At 34.7% G+C, this 18,762-nt stretch carries 14 protein-coding genes and 1 pseudogene; 2 read left to right on the top strand and 13 right to left on the bottom strand.

Annotation, left to right across the window (positions count from 1 at the left end; translation table 11 throughout):
- Window positions 1–316: 316 nt before the first annotated feature.
- The 10 genes from AC2CGR_RS23555 to AC2CGR_RS23510 all read right to left on the bottom strand — a co-directional run bounded on the left by AC2CGR_RS23555 (window position 317) and on the right by AC2CGR_RS23510 (window position 12,853).
- Complete coding sequence (locus AC2CGR_RS23555; RefSeq protein WP_484481268.1) at window positions 317–2,089, bottom strand: hypothetical protein; 1,773 nt, start codon at window positions 2,087–2,089, stop codon at window positions 317–319.
- Between the two features lie 345 nt (window positions 2,090–2,434).
- A complete protein-coding gene (locus AC2CGR_RS23550; protein WP_427278999.1) occupies window positions 2,435–2,752 on the bottom strand; it encodes a hypothetical protein in 318 nt (105 codons plus the stop codon).
- A gap of 38 nt (window positions 2,753–2,790) precedes the next feature.
- Window positions 2,791–4,515: a ScoMcrA-related endonuclease gene (locus AC2CGR_RS23545; RefSeq protein ID WP_484481267.1), complete on the bottom strand. Its 1,725-nt coding sequence runs from the start codon at window positions 4,513–4,515 to the stop codon at window positions 2,791–2,793.
- A 636-nt stretch (window positions 4,516–5,151) separates the two neighbouring features.
- Complete coding sequence (locus AC2CGR_RS23540) at window positions 5,152–5,580, bottom strand: hypothetical protein (RefSeq protein ID WP_484481266.1); 429 nt, start codon at window positions 5,578–5,580, stop codon at window positions 5,152–5,154.
- Window positions 5,581–5,675: 95 nt separating this feature from the next.
- Window positions 5,676–8,132 (bottom strand): cold shock domain-containing protein, encoded by a 2,457-nt coding sequence (locus AC2CGR_RS23535; protein WP_484481265.1) that lies wholly within the window; start codon window positions 8,130–8,132, stop codon window positions 5,676–5,678.
- 344 nt (window positions 8,133–8,476) lie between these two features.
- On the bottom strand, window positions 8,477–9,178 hold the full coding sequence (locus tag AC2CGR_RS23530) for a hypothetical protein (protein WP_484481264.1): 702 nt from the start codon (window positions 9,176–9,178) through the stop codon (window positions 8,477–8,479).
- Between the two features lie 432 nt (window positions 9,179–9,610).
- Window positions 9,611–9,805, bottom strand: coding sequence for a hypothetical protein (locus AC2CGR_RS23525; protein WP_484481263.1), 195 nt, complete (start codon window positions 9,803–9,805; stop codon window positions 9,611–9,613).
- Between the two features lie 420 nt (window positions 9,806–10,225).
- Entirely contained in the window at window positions 10,226–10,540 is a 315-nt protein-coding gene (locus AC2CGR_RS23520) for a hypothetical protein (protein ID WP_484481262.1), read from the bottom strand.
- Window position 10,541: 1 nt separating this feature from the next.
- A complete protein-coding gene (locus tag AC2CGR_RS23515) occupies window positions 10,542–10,781 on the bottom strand; it encodes a hypothetical protein (RefSeq protein ID WP_484481261.1) in 240 nt (79 codons plus the stop codon).
- A gap of 770 nt (window positions 10,782–11,551) precedes the next feature.
- Window positions 11,552–12,853 carry an MrcB family domain-containing protein gene (locus AC2CGR_RS23510; protein ID WP_484481260.1) on the bottom strand — a complete coding sequence of 434 codons (1,302 nt, stop codon included), beginning with the start codon at window positions 12,851–12,853 and terminating at the stop codon, window positions 11,552–11,554.
- Between the two features lie 159 nt (window positions 12,854–13,012).
- Here AC2CGR_RS23510 and AC2CGR_RS23505 point away from each other — a divergent pair, with 159 nt between their 5' ends.
- Complete coding sequence (locus AC2CGR_RS23505; RefSeq protein WP_484481259.1) at window positions 13,013–14,395, top strand: MrcB family domain-containing protein; 1,383 nt, start codon at window positions 13,013–13,015, stop codon at window positions 14,393–14,395.
- A 181-nt stretch (window positions 14,396–14,576) separates the two neighbouring features.
- Here AC2CGR_RS23505 and AC2CGR_RS23500 read toward each other — a convergent pair.
- Window positions 14,577–14,945, bottom strand: a pseudogene (locus AC2CGR_RS23500) (IS6 family transposase); the annotation flags it as partial.
- Window positions 14,946–15,206: 261 nt separating this feature from the next.
- Here AC2CGR_RS23500 and AC2CGR_RS23495 point away from each other — a divergent pair.
- Complete coding sequence (locus AC2CGR_RS23495; RefSeq protein WP_484481258.1) at window positions 15,207–16,094, top strand: glycosyltransferase family 2 protein; 888 nt, start codon at window positions 15,207–15,209, stop codon at window positions 16,092–16,094.
- 689 nt (window positions 16,095–16,783) lie between these two features.
- Here the strand turns inward: AC2CGR_RS23495 and AC2CGR_RS23490 are convergent.
- Window positions 16,784–17,974, bottom strand: coding sequence for a hypothetical protein (locus AC2CGR_RS23490; RefSeq protein WP_484481257.1), 1,191 nt, complete (start codon window positions 17,972–17,974; stop codon window positions 16,784–16,786).
- 433 nt (window positions 17,975–18,407) lie between these two features.
- Window positions 18,408–18,762: hypothetical protein (locus AC2CGR_RS23485; protein WP_484481256.1), on the bottom strand; the 355-nt coding region annotated here is incomplete at its 5' end.

Genomic DNA, 18,762 nt, shown 5'->3' with positions numbered 1-18,762 from the left:
GGTTTGAAGAGTGAAAAGTAGTTACTTCCCATAACTTAGTTAGAAGAGTGCCACCTTGACAGGATGGGGATCTCTGGTTCGAGCCCGCTATGCTCCATTGATACAATTTAGTGAAAACCTTGAAACATCAAGATTTTCCCACAGAAAAAAGACACTCATTATAACTTTTGAATACCTAAGTAAATGTCGTATTTCATTTCTTTAACTACTATCAATAGCATTTACCTCTTGATCCAATTTTACAATATTCCCCTTCAATTAACCGTTTTGATACCCTTAAATACTAGCAACTTATATACTTAATTTTTTCAATAAATTATCTTCTACCAAACAATTTTTTACCTATTTTAAATACGCCTCCTATTGCAGCTCCTGCTGCTACTACTGGTGCTGCAGCAACAATAGTGGCTCCTACTGCCGTTGCACCTAAAGCTGTTGCGGCTGCTGTGGCTCCACCTACTATTGTAGCTCCTACTGTTGTACTTGCTATTGCACCACCAACTGCGGCGGCGGCTCCACTTGTTGCGGCTGTAACCGCTGTTCCTGCTGCAATTGCTGCTGATCCTACACTTGTCCCTGCAATCGCAGCTCCTGCTGCTGTGGCTCCACTTATTACTGTTCCACCAACTGCAGTATTGGCTACTGCCGCTGTTCCAGCTCCTATTACATAACTTCCGACTCCTGCTGTGACTGTGTCCTTAGCTATTGTAACTGATGCCTCTCCAATACTTTTATCACCTGTTGCTACGTCTACAATATTTGAACCTATGCTAAAACCTGCGCCAAATGCCGCTCCATTCTTAACACTATTAATTCCAGCTTGATGGTATGAATGTAAATTAGCTGTTAGTGGTGCATTCGGCTTTCCTGTTATCTTACTTTCAAACTGCATTGTCTGTGCTAATCTTTCTGCATCCACTTTACTAATATCCGACTCAACTACATTCATCCCAGATTTTCTTGCACTTTCAATTAACTTAGTGTTCCCCTTATCAATCACTATTTCTTGTCCCTTATAAGGTGACCAATCTATGTTCCCCGTATTATATCCAAGTTTTGCCTGACCAAGTGAATATGTACCATCTGTATTTAATATTCTAAAATCAGCTAAACCATTATTAGCTATAACCTCTGTAGTTTTCCCTTTAAGTGATGCATTTGCTGCATGCATATCTTCAAATACAAAACCTTTAAATCCCCCTTTACCACCACGCATTGTATTATAACTTGAAAGGTTTTGCGCTAACTTATCATAAATCCCTGCATTTTTAATACCATCTACAACCACTTTAGATGTGGTTACTTTCCCATTTAAAGACTCCATATAATTATCCACCTTTGTTATTGCTTCATCTAAATTCCATCTATTCTTAACAAGTAATCCCTCTACTTCACTAGTTGTTAGCCCTGTCATATTACAGAATCTATTTACCTTCTCCATAATAATATTACTCTCGGAAATACAATTATCAGAGCAATAAATTCTTCCATCCTTTGTGACTAACCATTCCCTCATTGGCCTAGCACAATGCATACATCTAGGTAATGTATGACTATAGCACTCTTCTGAACAGTATGTTTTGTTATCCTTGCTGACTAACCATTTTTCCGTACGTTGTCCACAGATATTACAAGGAGGTAATGTTGTGTTTCTACACTTATCTGAACAAAATATTTCTCCTTTATCACTTTCAATCCAATTGTCTGTATGCTTCGCACAAACATTACATGTAGGACAAGATTCTAAGAAACAGTTATCCGAGCAATACTTTTCATTCTCACTTATAATCCATTCCTTCATTGGTCTATTACATGTCTTACATCTATCAAATGCTGTTTCATAACATACTTCAGAACAGTATTTCTTACCATCCTTTGTTTCTTGCCATTCTTTCATTGGCTTATTACAAACCACACATCTATGCCAACTTTTTTTATAACACTCTTCTGAGCAGTACTTCTTCCCATCCTTCGTTTCTGTCCATTGTTTCATTGGTGTATTACACATTGAACATTTATTCCATGTTTTTTTATAACATTCTTCTGAACAATACTTCTTTCCATCTTCTGATTCTGTCCATTGTTTCATTGGCTTGTTACATATTGAACACTTGTTCCATGTTTCCTGATAGCACTCCTCCGAGCAGTACTTCTTTCCGCCCTGTGTTTCTATCCATTGTTTCATCGATTTATTACATGTTAAACATTTAGGTAATGCATTCTCGTAACACCTTTCCGAACAATAACACCTTCCTTTTTCATCCTGAAAATACCTTGTAAATTCACTCCCACAAATATCACATCTACCATCTGATAACCCCATATAAACTCACTCCAGAACTTTTTAAAATTCATTCAATTAATATCTATTCTTTATGTATTAAAAGTATAAAACAAACTAATATTTATAATAAGGATGGTTTACATCCCCTTTTTATTTTTCAATTACATTTCTTATTTCTTGTAACTTTTTCTGACTTTCTTTATACCTTACATATAAATGCTCGACCAAATCTTGAATCTCTAGAATTATATCTTCTCGTTCTCTTTTAGTAGCAGTTTGTAATTTATTTAATCGATAAGTAATCTTTTTTCTCGTACCAAGTGCACTTTTTTCCCCAGCCTCGTGTATCTCCATATAAATATCCCAGTAATCATATTGCGGAAAATCCTCTTCCCATATTTTCGAAATTTGTTTTCCTTCTCTAGCTAACTTAATCATTTTTTCTACATCTCTTGAATCAATATTCACTTACATTTCCCCCTATAGATCCTTTTTAATTCTTCCTACTAAATTTCAAATAATCTAATCAGTGCCTTTTCGCTTCTTTTAATCAAAATCTCTTTATAATATGATAATTTATTATCTGTATATCTCCAGTTTCTTGTATTCTTTTTATCGCACTTCCACATTACACCTGTAGGCCAGTTTTTTGGTATCTCCCTGTCAAAAAATACAGCCGCTCCAAAAACTGGACATTTCCAATGTTTAGATGCTCCTGCAAATCCATGTTTAGCAAACAATACATCACCTGAAATATCTTCACCTATTGGGTGAAAACGATGCACTAAATCTAATACTACATCAACACCTGGGTTTTTTAATTGTTCCTTTTTAATTCCGAAACCATCATAGCAAACCGCCATATAAAATTTCTTATCCTTAATTTGAAATACCCTTGAATAGCCATCCTCTAAAGACAGATAAGAATCGGCGCCATCAATTTCTTCATACGTTGTTGGATAAAACTTTCGTCCAATAGACTGTAAGCCTGTCCTTGTAAATAGAACAGCCATTTGATCTAATCCATAACGACCATCTATTCCTAAACAGACTGCCATATCACTATCTATTTTATCTAAATGCTTCCCGATGACTTTACTCATACGCTTATATAAGGTACTAGGAGCATCATAAATTGTCTCATAAAAGCCAGCAGGTAATAGAATTAAGTCAGCTCTCTTGTCTAAATTATCTATTAGTTCCAAAAGTAATTCAGTTCTACTTTCATTAGTATAACGACCCCCTGATTGTAGACAAACAGTGGCAATTTGTACATTACAATTCGGTACCCCCATTACTTTTTCAACTAAGCCGTTATCTGTTTCTTTATTTTTGAAAACCTTTGATTTGAATATTTCTACATCTTTTTTCTTATTTGGGTTTAACTGACACCAACTATAATCTAGTAATGATATGCGAACAGTCGGCTGAATGTCTTTAATCAATGGTAAAAAGTCTCTTAATGTATCGTACCACGCTCTTTGTTCATCTCTATAATAAGGGTTATTATCCTTAGCCCTTATATCTTTACATTTTCCAATCCATTCACTCACCTCAAATCCAGTTTTTAGATTTTGCGGGTAATGTCGCAATGTTATTTCCCTTAACTCAGAAAAATGTTGCGATTCATCAAGTTCAACTATAAAACCTGGATTAGGTACATATATATCACAAGGCTGAAGGAATTTACTTCTAACAAAATCTTCGTTACCCCTGTGATTCTTTAATTCACCATAAATAGTTAATAAGTTCTCATAGTAGCTTTCTTTAGCATAGTCTTCTAACCTAGCTTTAATTTCCATTTTATGTTCTATCTTCACGCTTCCAAATATAGTCCGGAACATATCAAATATGGTATTCTTACAATCACTGCATCGTTGAGTATGCTTTTTCTTACCTAATAAATCCTTTTTCTTTTCCTCACTATAATAGCTCTTAGTAAGATTCTTTTTAATTTGTTCTTCAGCTATCCTATTCATCTTATAAACAATTTTGAAGTTTAATCGTTTCAAAAAGTTGTTTGTCTCTACTCCACCGCCAAATTCCCAAGGCTCCAGTTCCTTACCATTGGAATACTTATTCGCAAGAGAAATAATATATTTAGGAGGATATAATTTATCATCATATAACAGTTGGAATTTTGTAGATTTCCTACTTTTAGGTATGCCTTTATCATCAACCTCTTGCATAGCTTTAATCACATGGTTTCTCTGTATATTTTCTGGTATCAATGATCCCTTATCTCCTTTCAACAATTCTTAATTTTGAAGACTCCCTCTTCTGTGTGAAAAAATGCCGCTTTCGTTCAAATTTAGGCTATTAGGAATATTTTAACATACCTCTCAATTACCGTTAAATATAATATATTTATATTTAAATATTTTTCTAGTAAATCCAAAACAAAAATTTTGTACTAAATTCTTAAACAAGAAAAATACTTACCTTAAAAGATACATATCCCCTCTTTTCACATAAAATCTCTTTAAACTCATAAAATTTAATTAGAAACTGGTCAAGATTCTGGTCAATAAATTTCATTTTTCTACGCTACAGGATTTGCACAAGAAAATATAGAATACTCTATAAATCCCTGATACAAATAGCTTTGCGATTGATATTCTCAAAACGCAAAACACATGTTTCTTATCTTGGCAGAGTGTAGGTCACTGGTTCGAATCCATTCAGGATCACATAAAAAAAACCTTTGATAGTCAAAGGTTTTTTTACTTTGCAAACTTTTATTTCTTTTTAAAAGATAAACCTTTTGGTTAAAAGTTGATCAATAATTCTCTTTTATTCTACAATTAGATTTTATTGAAGATATTATAGTTATTAATTTTATTAATAAACGAACTACTTAATTACTACTAAATTTCATTGAAAAAGTTGGTAAAATTATAGATATTTAATAAAGGCATGTTTTTATTTGATACATTCATACCAAACTCAGGCTCTTTATACTTAGGTCTATCCCTAAGTAAATCATTCGGTTCCAAAAAAGCTGTTGCAGGAATTAAAAATAATTCGGGAGTATTCTCTCCTGAAAAGATTACCAAGGCTATGTAAAAATTAACCTGACTTGCATCCATATGTTTCTTTAAGATTAAGACATATTCCGTAGGTCTTCTAATAGATTTTACTAAAACTTTTATTCCTTTACCTTCTTTTGTTAATACTGAAAAGATTCTATCTTTTTCAATAATCTTAGCATCATATTCTTTAAACTTCTCTTTTACAATTTCTTTTGCCTTTTTATTTAATTCTCTATTCGTTAGAGTCATAATATTACCACTCATACTAGTTTCCACACCCTCCATAGCATTTAGTAGGAAAACTTTAGACTACTGCATTAAATTTTCGTATTCTTTATTATTTAGAACTGCCTCACATATCATCTTTTGCTCTTATACTGTTCCCATAATTCAACAGTAGGAATAAATATTTTAGGAATTCGAATAGTATGAGAACAATGATTACATTTAGCGTGTGTATTGCTTTGTCCATTCCCTTTTGAAAAACGTTCCATATTTTCTAATCCACAATTTGGACATATATCACCCGGGACATAATACCAGCCTTTGAAATGACTTGACATATTAGAAAAATCCCATCTCTCACCATCTGTTCCGGAATATTTAATATAACCAGGATAATGTTTAGGGGCCTTTGCCGCGCCGCATCCAGTGCACAAATAATAATTTCGATAAGTCCCTAGGCCTGGGTTTATAGTGCGGTCTTTCATATCCCTTACTCTATTATCACGTGAATCAATCATTTGGTTGCAATCATGATGATTCCAACAGTCATTAAAGTAAATTTTATTATCATGATGGCCAATTGTATGCTGATTACAGGTTGCAATAGTCATAGAGTATCTTGCCATGAAGTCCTTACTGTAGTCGAAATCATTAATCATTGGCTCTTTACATCCGCTACATTTCAAGCGTTCCTGCAACTCCAGAAGACGATTCAGCCATCCCCCAAAACGTGTGAAGTACTCAAATGGAACCTGTATTTGCAAGAAGCCGAATATTTCAGGCGTACGCCAATTTAACCAATGGCTTGGCAAACTCTTGTATCTTCGGAAACGGGATCCGATTTCCTGTTCACTCATTGCCAATGCACATTCTTTCTTTGTTCTTGGGCAATACGCTCTACTTATTTGGTTAATATCCTCTTTGCCTCTCTTCCACGGCTTACCTTCACAAAAATCACATTCTTCATGATCGCAAGCAGGCCAAAGCCACTTGCTTTCTTTGAGTAATTTCTCATTGAAATTCTTTGCCAAATTAATATAATGATCTTGTAATAATGATTGCCATTGAGCAAAATCAAGCTGTTGCAGTCCCAAATAATGCTTATACAGTAATTGAAATGATTTCAAAAGCGGATTTGATACGCTTTCCTCAAGAAAATGTAAATTTCTATATCCCCTTTGGAATGCCAAGATATACCAAGAACACTTACCAATTACATCAAGCTGGTCCCACCATGAGGCTTTCACTGATAAATCGATTTTATCTTCCCATAGTAATAGGGCCTCAATACTCCCTAAATCAGGATAAAGCTGCTGTATAGAGAACCAATTTTCTCCCAGCAAACAGAAAACTGTAAGCTTTTGGGCCTGATGAATAACATTCCATTTCTTTCTTAGCCAAACAATGGCCCTTCCAGTTGGCTCAAAATTCCGTAGATAAAGTGCCCATGCCTCAATAGGAATATCCAGATCAACTTCTTTGTTTTTTATTTTTATGGACAATAACTCAAAGAAGGAAACAGGAAGGTCCTTCCACACACAGCTAATTGGAACTTTAACTTGTATAGGGCTACGCCAAGGACTTCTTATATAATAATTTCCATACAAAGTATCAATGTCCCAGTTTTGTGGTATATATAGATTCAGCTTTTGGCGCTTTAGGGCCCATTGTTCCAGTTCGTCAGTTAGAGATATAGTCCAGCTTTTTTCAAATTCTCCTTCGTGTAAACATTGCAACCATTGGTTTAAACATTTCTCCCTTAAAGTCTCGTCATTTTCAATGAAACTCCAATACTTAGAGAAGGCGGTGTGGAACTTCTCTCCTTCAAACAAATACCATAAATTCAGCCTTTCCTTTATGTCGTCAGGAATGGAATACCTATACTTCTTTTTTTCACTAAATGGAACCCGTGAAAGCCAATCCTTTAGCTTATGCAAGAGACCGTTCCATGTACGAAGCCATTCAGGAAATTGGTACAAAACCTCCTGTAAGAAGCTCATTGATTGCTTGTTCAGCCATCCATTTACATGTTGAATTCGGCTTTCACTTTCTCCAGCAACATCAAATGTTGGCACTTTTTGATAAAATTCCAATCCCCATTTTGTAGGGTAATTCTCCCACATTGTATCCTTCACCAGCTCAGCTAACCGTCGAAGAAAATCGGGATTTATTATTCCTGCAGCAAAATAAGACTTTTCACAATTTGGATCGTTACTACTATGAAACTCCAGCCATTGTGCAAACCATCTTTCAGCAAGCTGTATATCATTCTCCTGCATAATAGCTTGAGTCAATACAGTTTCAACTAAAGCAAATTGACCTGACAATAACAATTTTCTCAATGGAAAATCAGAATGCGGAGCAACTGTCTTTACATTTTGAGCATCCTTTTTCTCTTTGTCTTTTACCTTTTGATGCCGTGGCGTAAATTCTACCCAATCCCCCTCTCGCAAAATTGTTCCTTGTAGAATAGCTGATTTATGTACAAAATAAGAGGTGCCATCATTTGTTTCAATAAAACCATAATCATTTTCCTGCCCTGTCTTACGATTGTAACCACCAAACCATGATACTTTTCCAAACACAATCATATTTCTCACCAACTGTAGTTTAATATCCGCCCAAGTTACCTTCTGTCATAAATTAAATAGTCTATGAACAAACCTACTTCTATTGCTCATAATTTGAAATGTACATGAACTTAAAAATATTGTAACATAATTGCAATTATGTACTATCATTTACCTAGGTTAAACCATTCAAGAAAAAAACCGAAACATCCCTTTTATTAGGTGATATTTCGGCTTTTTTAGATTTCATCTTGAAATATAGATAATTTACCACTTTTTGATTCTGTTCATCACTTGTGGTTGAATATATATTCCTTGTATTTCAAAGATATCATTCATTTATGAAACGATTTAATATTACTGGGCTAAATGTATTTTTTTAAATTACATTGCTCTCTTTCAATAATTTTATTTAAAAACCAATGGTACTTACTTAATACTCCTAAATTTTTGGTTTCATCTAAGTTATTTATTTCAGTTTCGATTTTTTGTTTAATAGGTACTAAACATTCTTTTTCTGCTTCTAATTTCACAAGCCATTTAAATGAATCCACAAAATAATGACCATCTACATCTCGACTTAGATCCATACCATTGACATCTTCTTTTATTAAATTAATAATTTTTTGGTCTAAAATGAATCTAGGATATATACTATGTTTTGACTCTAATTCATACGCATGAATAAGTGCTGGACCAAACAGTAAATTCCTATCACTTTTATATCTAATGTCTCCTAAGACAATTGATCCTCTAATCAAAACGCCATATAAGCTTATCATTTTCATTTGGATTGCTGAGATCTCACCAACGATTACGTTTAGATAATCAGAAAAAGTTTGACCGTATTCTTCCAAGTGAGGCTTAAATTCTAAAATGTTTATAACTGAATCTGAAAAAACTATTAATTCAGACGGATAATGAGAATGAGCGAGTAAATGCATAGTTGTTAATATTTCTTCTATTTTTTCAGGATTATTTTTGTACTTTGTTAATACCATTTCTTTGAAACCTAGCACATCAAAAAACACTAATATTTTTCTTTCATATACAACCTCGGAATCCATTTTTACGTCCCCTTTTTCTTCATTTTACAACAAATAAATTTATTGAGTAAGATAACTAAAATAAAATATCAAACCAAACACAGGATATACATTGAAGATTTTTAGTCAAGAATTACCGTTTAAAGATAAGAATGTCAAAACATCTTCATTTAGATTTAAAACGTGTAACTTCCAATTACCATTCGCGCACACCCAACAGGGTTATAAATCATATCTTCTCAACCCTCTGATAGCAATTTTACATGAGATTTTCTTAGTTTCAAAGTTACCTTGGAAAGGCATTATTTTATGCTTCTACAATTTTTTCTATACATCAATCATAAAGCAAATACTCTCTTTCCCACTTATTGCATTCCTTTTTTGTTTTATAAAAAACGAAAAAAGAAATAATTTATACCATAAATAAAAGGAAGTTCTATGCAGATCTTCCTTTTATTCAATATCTCTAATCATTTCCATCCGTTGTATTCTTCGTTCCTCACGTTCTTTTTCTTGCCTTATCGTTTCATCATCCTTATAAAACAAATCTTCCCACACATTCATAGCGAAAATTAACATCATTATTACTACCGACACGAATAACAATATCATTTTTACATGTTCAAAATCTACTCGTTTTTTCTCCATTGGTATACCTTTCATTTGGATATTTTTCTAAGGCCTGATTCAACCTTTCGTCATGGCGGAACATATAGCATTGGTATTCAGGGTTGCATCTATTACGTGTAGAATATAAAAATTGGCAATCCATTTTTACAAGGTATGCAAATAAACTGTATTTATATATAACCTTTGCAGGTACGTCTTTCTTTTTCATTTATATATCTCCTACTTGGTAATTTATACGTTTGATCGGTATTTTTTACGTAACACTATAAACTTCTCCCTTTTCTAAACCGGACTTCAACAATAAGCTGTTACATCCTATGATGGGAACTATCTTTCCATTCCTTATTATGCGGGACATTCTCGAGTGTAATATACCTACTTCTGGGGTTATCATGAACCCACTGACGTACATATCTATAGGCTGTATATATGTATAAATTATTCATGCTGGTGATCCTCATTTTGAATATCTATTTTCAATTTCATTTGATACGAATAAGGGTATTTATATTCATCGCATAACGCATACAAAATCCTCGCTATCTTCCAGTTAATATTGGAAATCAAGTCAATCAAAAATGTAACTCCCCTTTCCATTAGCACCTCAGCAGTCATTTCTAAATCATTTACAAGGTTGAATTTTTCGTTTGGGTCAAGATACCATTTCAAATATGTATGTACCATTGGTACATTCCGATTACTGTATTCAGACATTAACATATTTATCATCGTCATCGTTAAACGCCTATTCATATCAATAGCCTCGTATAATGCTTTCCACATGTTCAGCAACTGTCACATCTAATAGCTTTATTGCATGAATTAAATCAAAACTTCTCTTTTCTTCAATCACTTCCGCTATTAAACTACTATCTTGTAATAAACCCAGCTCCACATATAACTCTAAAGTTATCATTCCAAGAAATGAATCCTTGTTCACATAAAACAAACCTGTCAGTACATCGATAGCTGATGACATATGTCTTCTATTCATTTTTTATCTTTACCCCCAATTTATATAATTATGATGGCAGAGAAATATCCCCCACAGTGTTTATCTTTCGTCAATTCGATTTCTTTTTCAACGTTTGCGATCACGTACCATTTGGTAGCTAATTCATCCAATGACGCCGGAATAGATCCTTACTTTTAATTATGATGTTATAAATTTTTTCATAACATCATGCATACCTCGTCCAATTCGCTAAGAATATTTTCTAATTACATTAATAATGCTTTTTGCACCTCATGGTTCTGTTGCAAAGTTCACTAAGAGATAAACAAAAACATAAAAATATAAGAAAATATTATATAATCACTAGTAATTGTTGCAATTCATAATACACCGAAAAGGCGGATTCTGTTTAGAATCTTTACCTTTGTTAATATAGGGCATGAAACATAACAAAACCTTTAAAACCCTACGGAATTTGAAAAACAATACTTCACATGCCGGGGGTTCTGTTCTATAAGGTTGTTTAAACATTTGATTATGAATGAGTCGTATATTTACAAAAGCTCTTTCCCACTAAATATTTGAACGTACAAAGTAATCCAAATGTCTTATCTGCGATGGTAAATTTCGGTTCTTCAAACGTTTTTACTAACCTTTCTATAAAAAGGACTATTCTGCCTGATGACCTCGTATTTTTCAGAGTTGAATAACCAATGTGTATCCACCTTTTTCGATCGTATGATATGAATAAAACTATTTTCTTTTTACTTTCATATAAATCCCATCTAGAAAACTTTGCAACAAAACCCTTAATCTACTTTAACTCCTGTAATTCTATAAGATGTTGGTGTAGCATTAAAATATCCTGAAAGTAACGATTCGACGGATTTATATTTTTCGAAATTCTTATAAATCAGAATTTTAGGTTCACCATTAACGTCTAACACTCGTACGAGACGATACTTTTCTTTTAACTCAATAATTTTCTTCAACTCATTAATAGAAATATCAAAAGGACTCTTAATATTGCTGCTCGTTGTCCCTTTAACCTCTACAAAGATCTCTTTGGGCATTTCACCTTCTTCTTGAAAATCATACGCTAATATATCATAACCAAGCCCATGCCCTTCACCTTTCTCCTCTCCTTTAGAGACTTGTCTTACTTTATTTCCATATTCTAAACCAAACTTTTGTTCAACCTGTTTTTTAAATTCTTTTAAAACGATTTGCTCCGCCTTATCACCAATTTGCTTCATATGCTTTAAATTTTCATCTAATTTAGCATCAGAGATTGTTCTGGATTTCTTTTTACCAATACTTTGTTTAATCTCTTCTTCATTTTTAAATGTATTAACAGGTGGTAAAATTTCCACATCTCCAGGGATATTATCAGGCATTTGTACTTGCTGAAGTGCTTTTTCCTGTCTCCACATCTCTCTTACAACCAAGTCCTTACCAAGAATAAATTTTTCATGATTAGGAATTTTTTTCGTCATCAATATATATTGCTCTATCATTTTTTCTAAATCATTACGTAAATTTCGTTCAGACACTACAAAACCCGTATCGTATTTTTTAGCAGCAATATTAGCGAATTGATATTTGTACCCTGCGATTGCCTTACTCTTAGATTTCACTTGTGTATGAAGGTTAATTTCCCCTTGAATATAGCAGTCCTTTTCTAGCATTTCTTCACGTAATAAATGAGCATAGTATAATAATGCTTTTTTCAAAGGCAATACTTTCCCATCAATTTTCATTTTCTTCCTAATAACATCTATTTGTGTAACCCCTTGGTTAAAGGACAAATAAACAGATGACCCATCTGCAGAAAATAGATAGACACAATAGTACCCTTTCTTTACAGTAGGCTTCCCACTCCCTTTTTTCACCTTATCATTCTTAGTAATATTTCTATCAACTATTGCCACCCATGGCACGAGAGCGTCATTCCCCATACCAATACCCGATTTCACTTCCAAGTCATTATTCCCCTTTATAAAAGAAAGATCCCTTAAATAATTAGGGATTTCTCTCTTAATTAATTTACTGTACACCTCTTTGTCATTATATTTAATTGCCTTCATGGTATTTTCTAATAATTCATTCATTTTGATTCACCCTATCCTTTTTGTTGGTATCAGCATACCACCTCTATATTAATTCTGCAATAATTTTGTTTCGATTTCTTCTCATTCGATGTATAGCGTTTGCGTTACTTTATAATTCAATATATAATTAAAATAGTTAAACTGAAGGGAGCAAAAATTATGAATACCTCACACTCTCTAAATGAATTATTAAAAAAAACTCGTTTAGAGAACGAACTTCCAGTACGAGAAATGGCTAAAATATTAGATGTGGAATATGCATCTTTATCAAAAATAGAAAACGGAAAACAAAAAGTAGAAGGAAAACTTTTATTAAAACTAGCTGAAGAATTTAATTTAGATTTAAATAATCTGATTAAAAAACAGAAAATACCAGTGGAAAATCTAATATCTGAACAGGATACACTAAAAGAAATTTCTCTTATGTTAATTGAAATAATCAATCAATTTCCAATCCAACGTAATAACTCCTTTGCAAATAATCCACTAGGAGAACTTATACGCCAGGAACTTCCTGAATTATTTTATCGTGCCTTAGGTTTAGATCGTAATTTTTACAAAGTAACCGGATCCGTCGGTAAGGGACAATGGGCTGAAGTGCCTTGGATTTCAATATTCATACAAGACATTACAAAATCAGCAACAAAAGGTTATTATATTGTTTTCTTGTTTTCTTCTGATGGAAAAAGTGTCTTCATGAGCTTAAACCAAGGCTGGACTTATTATCGTGACAAGTATGGAACAAAAATTGGAACAAAAAAAATGAAATGTGCAGCACAGAAATTAAAAAGCGAGTTAGTTATCCAAAATGAGGAAGATTGGATTACAGGAGCATTGGATTTAAATGTACGAGGCGCATTAGCAAAAGGGTACGAGATGGGTAATATTTATGGGAAACAATACACAACTTCTAATTTTCCTTCTACTAATGAACTAGCAAAAGATATTAATGTTTTATTAAACCTTTATAACGAAATCAATATCCTTAAAGGAAAACGTACAATTGACGAATTCAACGATACACTTCTATTAGCAGATGATGGTATATTTCTTGAAGAGGATGAAGAGAATTTCCAAGCAGCCATTACTACCGAAATAAGTGAACCTGATGAGATTTCAATAGACAGTGAAAAATCAATTGTCCCTATTCCCCGTAGAGATCCCATTCGTAAAAAAAACGGTGAAGTTTCCTATACGAGAAGAGTTTGGATCTCTAGAAAGGCGATTAGTCAGGCGAATTACACGTGTATGATTGATGCAAGGCACATGACCTTCACTGCAAAATCAACAAATAAACCTTACATAGAAGCTCATCATCTTATCTGCATTTCAAGACAGGCTGATTTCGAATACGAATTAGATCGTATTGAAAACATTGTTGCACTTTGCCCTACATGTCACCGCCTTTTACACTATGGTTCAGATATAGAGCGCGCGGATATATTAGAAAGAATCCATAGAAAATTTGCTGATGCGTTATCTGAAGCCGGAATATACATTCCACTTCCAGAGTTAAAAAAAATGTATGGCATTAATCTATAAATAGTTAAAAAGTTGAAAGAAATTAATCTACTAACTTCCCTTCACCTTCTCTCTTACTCTCTAACGATACTGAATTCTGGTGCAAAAATAAGCCCAAAGAATTAAATAATTCTTTGGGCTTATTTTTAGAGTTAGGATGTTACATTCTTTCTTCCTATAAATAATCTCACAGAACAGGACCATCGACTGTTATAACTCGAAGCTCTGAAACATGAAAAAACTCCAAAGCTTTCTTGAAAAAGCGCTTTGTATCCTTATGATTTCTAGATTTACTCTAATAAAGGTCAATCGTGTTTCCTTCAGAATCAACGGCAGAATATAAATACATCCATTGTCATTTTACTTATATATATTTCGTCCACTCTTCATGAGTTATTCGTTTGTGTGGGGTAACGTCCGAACTCGCTTATCCAACTCAAGACCATATTGATGTACCCATCGCATAATAGTTGTATGATGGAAGAAATATCCCTCTTTCTTCCATCATTTCCACCAAATCACGAAAGTTTAAATTGTACCGTAGCTACCAACGTAAAGTAAACAAGATGATGTCTGGTTGATAATGTTACCACTTAAACCTATTCCCCTTTTCCATACTAATCACACACCTTTTATACAGTAGTATTATCAGTATGTCCAAGTTTTATAAATTCATTGTAATTTCCCTGAAGTTTTGCACCAGAACCCTTTTAACGGTAGACATTTTTTAAAATGTTACTAGTTTATATGCCGTGCCTTTTTTTGGTCAACGGAATAGATTAAACTGTGACTCTTTCTAAAAAATTACGATAAAATGGGAGGGGGGAAAATCTTGCTAAGTCAAAACACGCCATTGGTATCTATCATTATTCCAGCCAAAAACGAAGGGAAACACGTTCAAAACACCATTGATTCAGCTTTTCAAGTAAAGACTAACTGTCCATTTGAAATTATTGTGGTTGATGATGGATCAACGGATGGCTGCTGTCATTTTTTTAAATCACATGAATATTGCGATCGGATTAAGCTCATACAATCTACAGGTGTTGGAGCTGCTATGGCCAGGAATCTGGGAGCAGATCATTCCAAAGGAAAATACCTTATTTTTTGTGATGCCCATCTATTCTTTGAGGATCTATGGATAGATCGTCTAATCAAGCCTATTCAAACTGGGCATGCTGACGCGACGAATCCAGGTATTGCGGATGCGGCTAATCCCAACAATGTGGGATATGGTTATAGCTGGGTTGAGAATTTAGAGCCGAGATGGAATCCTTGGAAACCAGCTTCTTTTGCATCCCCTCATTTGGCAGGTGGGTGTCTGGCTATAGCCAGAGATGTCTTTTTCGATATTGGGGGCTTCGAAAGAGGGTTCAGGGTTTGGGGACGTGAGGATGAAGAGATTTCACTCAAACTGTGGTTATTCGGCTATCAGTGCTGTGTCTTACCAGATATAAAGGTCTACCATGTATTTCGTTCAGAAACTCAACCCTTTCCGCTAACCTGGGATGATATCAATTACAATTTGTTACGAATGGCCTACAGTCATTTCAACGAAGAACGGATCGAAAAATGCAAAAAATTGATCCAATACTCGAATCCATCAGAAATCGAATCATTGGTTTTACTTAGCGACGTGATGGAGCAACGTAGCAAGTACTTTTCACGAAGAATATACGATGATGACTGGTATATGAATAAATTTGGGATTCCATTTTAATTTAGGTTTCCTCATCTATGTTAGATTCATCGCTATTTAAAATGGATTTATTATAAGGAGCGACGGCACATGCAGCCAGGTGGATACTCCGCTGTCCGCTGGGTGCGCTGCCGTGTAATGGGTGTATGTATTTTCCCATTTTCGTGAAGTGAATATATTCGGTTCCCTTGAATATGCTCAGGAAAGATTATACGGAATTTCGGATGTTATTCCCAAAAACCGCATTTTGGGACATACTAGTCTTTTGTTCCTACAGCCCGGATGACATCTATGAATTTCATCTGCAAAATGTCGCTAATTCGAAGCCCGCTGTTGATACCCAGAATAAGTAACAGGTGACCCCATGGCGATTGAACGATCAACCATTTGTAGCGACTGTTCCCCCTAGTGAAAAGGACAAAGTTCAATACGAATACGGTTAGGAAAATAACATCAAATGCCCATTTCTAATCACACTCCTCCTTATCCTGTATACTCTTTAATACAACCTGCATAGTTGAAGTAGGTATATTGTCATTTCCTCTAGATTACTAGGCTTATTAATCACTTACAATTACTACTATTTGACCTTATTCAAAAGGGAACGTTTCTTTTATTACAAAATTGGCCATGGGAGTATACAAGAAAGACCGTTCTATCGCTAGATACGATCTTTCCGCGGTTATTCAAATGTTAACTACTGCTTTATTCTAAGGGTTTTGCACCCAAGTAGTACCATTCCACTCGTACCATGTGCCCCTGTATTGCCAATAGTTACCCTGGTACCATAGATAAAGATAAATTCCGTTACTATCAAACCACAACGAATAAGGGCCAACTTGCTTTGACCAGCTGTTTACAGGTTTGCCAATGTCAATTGCTTCATCGTACCATACAAAACCTGAAAAAGCTCCAGTGCTATCAAAATAAAACGAAAGGGGGGCAATATACACCCATCCTGTCATGGGTATGCCACTAACAAGATAGTATAAATTTCCACCTTGTTGCACCCAGCGAATTGGGAAGGGACTTCTCACATTGTCAGGTAAAGCTTTTGTTCCGGGATAATATATGTTGATCAGTCCCAAGAAATCTTTATTTGGATCACTACTTAAATCACCAGTGAGATTCTGGTAGACCTCAGTAATGGATCCAGTATTGCTAGGTGCTCCATCATTGATGATCTGGTTGATTGAATATCCTAGTTGATCCTTTAGGTAATAGAGGAATAACACGTAAAATGTGAAATATAGGAAAGGGGAATTGGTAGGACCATATGCATTATCATAATCTACCGTAAAACATGAGGGCGAGGGCGTCGACGTATAGGGAAGCGTTGAAAGGCAGCTCAGGTTTTCGGTCGGGCGGTAAGACATCATCCATATGTTTGCAAAATTAGGGATTGGTCCTTGGACTCCCTGAATTTGCACTAATTGCCCAGCAAGGAAGGTTGACAGCCCCTCACCTACGGTACCTTCAGTTCCCGTAGTTGGATGAAAATTAGCTCCAGACCAGCCACTGCCCTGGTATAGCATAAACATTTCGGTGACTTCTGCGGCTAAATCATAACGAACATTACTCGTTTGTGTTTGATTGTCAACATAGATTTCTACATAAATACCATTTTTAGCACTTACTTCAGGAGGGCAAAAAGTAGGATCCTTACAAGGGCAAGTACACCATCGGGCAGAATTAACAGGATGATCATCATAAGGAGAAATAATTTGCACCGTAATGGTAGTTGGTATTAGAACTCCCGGGAACCACGATTGCATTAGATCAAAGTCCTTGTCTGCATTTTGACAGAGGTTGTTAGCAAGGGCTCTTTTAAACCCTATCTCTGTGTCGTAATAGATCTGGTAGTGAGTGGTTGTACATGCTAGAATACCTAGATTACTCATTTATTATACAACTCCTTTTAATAGTTTAGAATAACTTATGAAAAAATAGAATTATACGCTTGTATGCTTGTCCACTGTCATAAGTACATTTGTTCGTTAGTAGACGCACAAAATACCACTATTTCTAACTTTTTTTAGAATGCTTGAAAAAATTGTTCACCAATAAAAAAATGGGCTAAAATTAGCCCCTAGAATGTCCTACTATCCAAAATAGTTTTAAATTGTCATCCCCTGCTAACCTCATACTTGTTGTTAGATGATAGATTTGTAAAAGTTCATGCGAAGATCTTGCAGACAGTAGTCAATAAAGAAGAAAGTAGGTTTCCCAAGAAAAAGGGACACGAACGTACCCCCGAAAATAATATACAATGTTATGGTATTTCTGCCTTCACTAATTATATTAAATAACATAAGATACTTTGTATTCACTATTTTAATGAATTGAGGTGAATTTTATGTCTCCAGGACCACGCCCCCATCGCCATCCACTACCAAAACCAAAACCAAAAACAAAAACAAAAACAATGACTACACCTCCATCACCTCCAACTACTACTACGCTATCACCACCCCCAACTACCACTACACTACCACCTACTACTACACCTCCACCGCCTCCAACTACTACTACTACGCTATCACCACCCCCAACTACTACTACGCTACCACCACCTCCAACTACCACTACACTACCACCTACTACTACACCTTCACCGCCTCCAACTACTACTACGCTATCACCACCCCCAACTACTACTACACCTCCAACTACTACTACGCTACCACCA

It is taken from the genome of Bacillus sp. LSHTCR4 (assembly GCF_057197025.1).
The sequence above is the reverse complement of the archived record's forward strand: the minus strand, read 5'-3'. Positions and strand labels throughout refer to the sequence as shown.

What these genes read in the sequence shown, in the direction of transcription:
- AC2CGR_RS23555 (WP_484481268.1), bottom strand. Translation starts at nt 2,089, where the DNA reads ATGAAACAATGGACAGAATCAGAAGATGGAAAGAAGTATTGTTCAGAA.
- AC2CGR_RS23510 (WP_484481260.1), bottom strand. Translation starts at nt 12,853, where the DNA reads ATGAATGAATTATTAGAAAATACCATGAAGGCAATTAAATATAATGAC.
- AC2CGR_RS23525 (WP_484481263.1), bottom strand. Translation starts at nt 9,805, where the DNA reads ATGGAGAAAAAACGAGTAGATTTTGAACATGTAAAAATGATATTGTTA.
- AC2CGR_RS23515 (WP_484481261.1), bottom strand. Translation starts at nt 10,781, where the DNA reads ATGAATAGAAGACATATGTCATCAGCTATCGATGTACTGACAGGTTTG.
- AC2CGR_RS23505 (WP_484481259.1), top strand. Translation starts at nt 13,013, where the DNA reads ATGAATACCTCACACTCTCTAAATGAATTATTAAAAAAAACTCGTTTA.
- AC2CGR_RS23530 (WP_484481264.1), bottom strand. Translation starts at nt 9,178, where the DNA reads ATGGATTCCGAGGTTGTATATGAAAGAAAAATATTAGTGTTTTTTGAT.
- AC2CGR_RS23490 (WP_484481257.1), bottom strand. Translation starts at nt 17,974, where the DNA reads ATGAGTAATCTAGGTATTCTAGCATGTACAACCACTCACTACCAGATC.
- AC2CGR_RS23520 (WP_484481262.1), bottom strand. Translation starts at nt 10,540, where the DNA reads ATGAATAGGCGTTTAACGATGACGATGATAAATATGTTAATGTCTGAA.
- AC2CGR_RS23540 (WP_484481266.1), bottom strand. Translation starts at nt 5,580, where the DNA reads ATGAGTGGTAATATTATGACTCTAACGAATAGAGAATTAAATAAAAAG.
- AC2CGR_RS23535 (WP_484481265.1), bottom strand. Translation starts at nt 8,132, where the DNA reads ATGATTGTGTTTGGAAAAGTATCATGGTTTGGTGGTTACAATCGTAAG.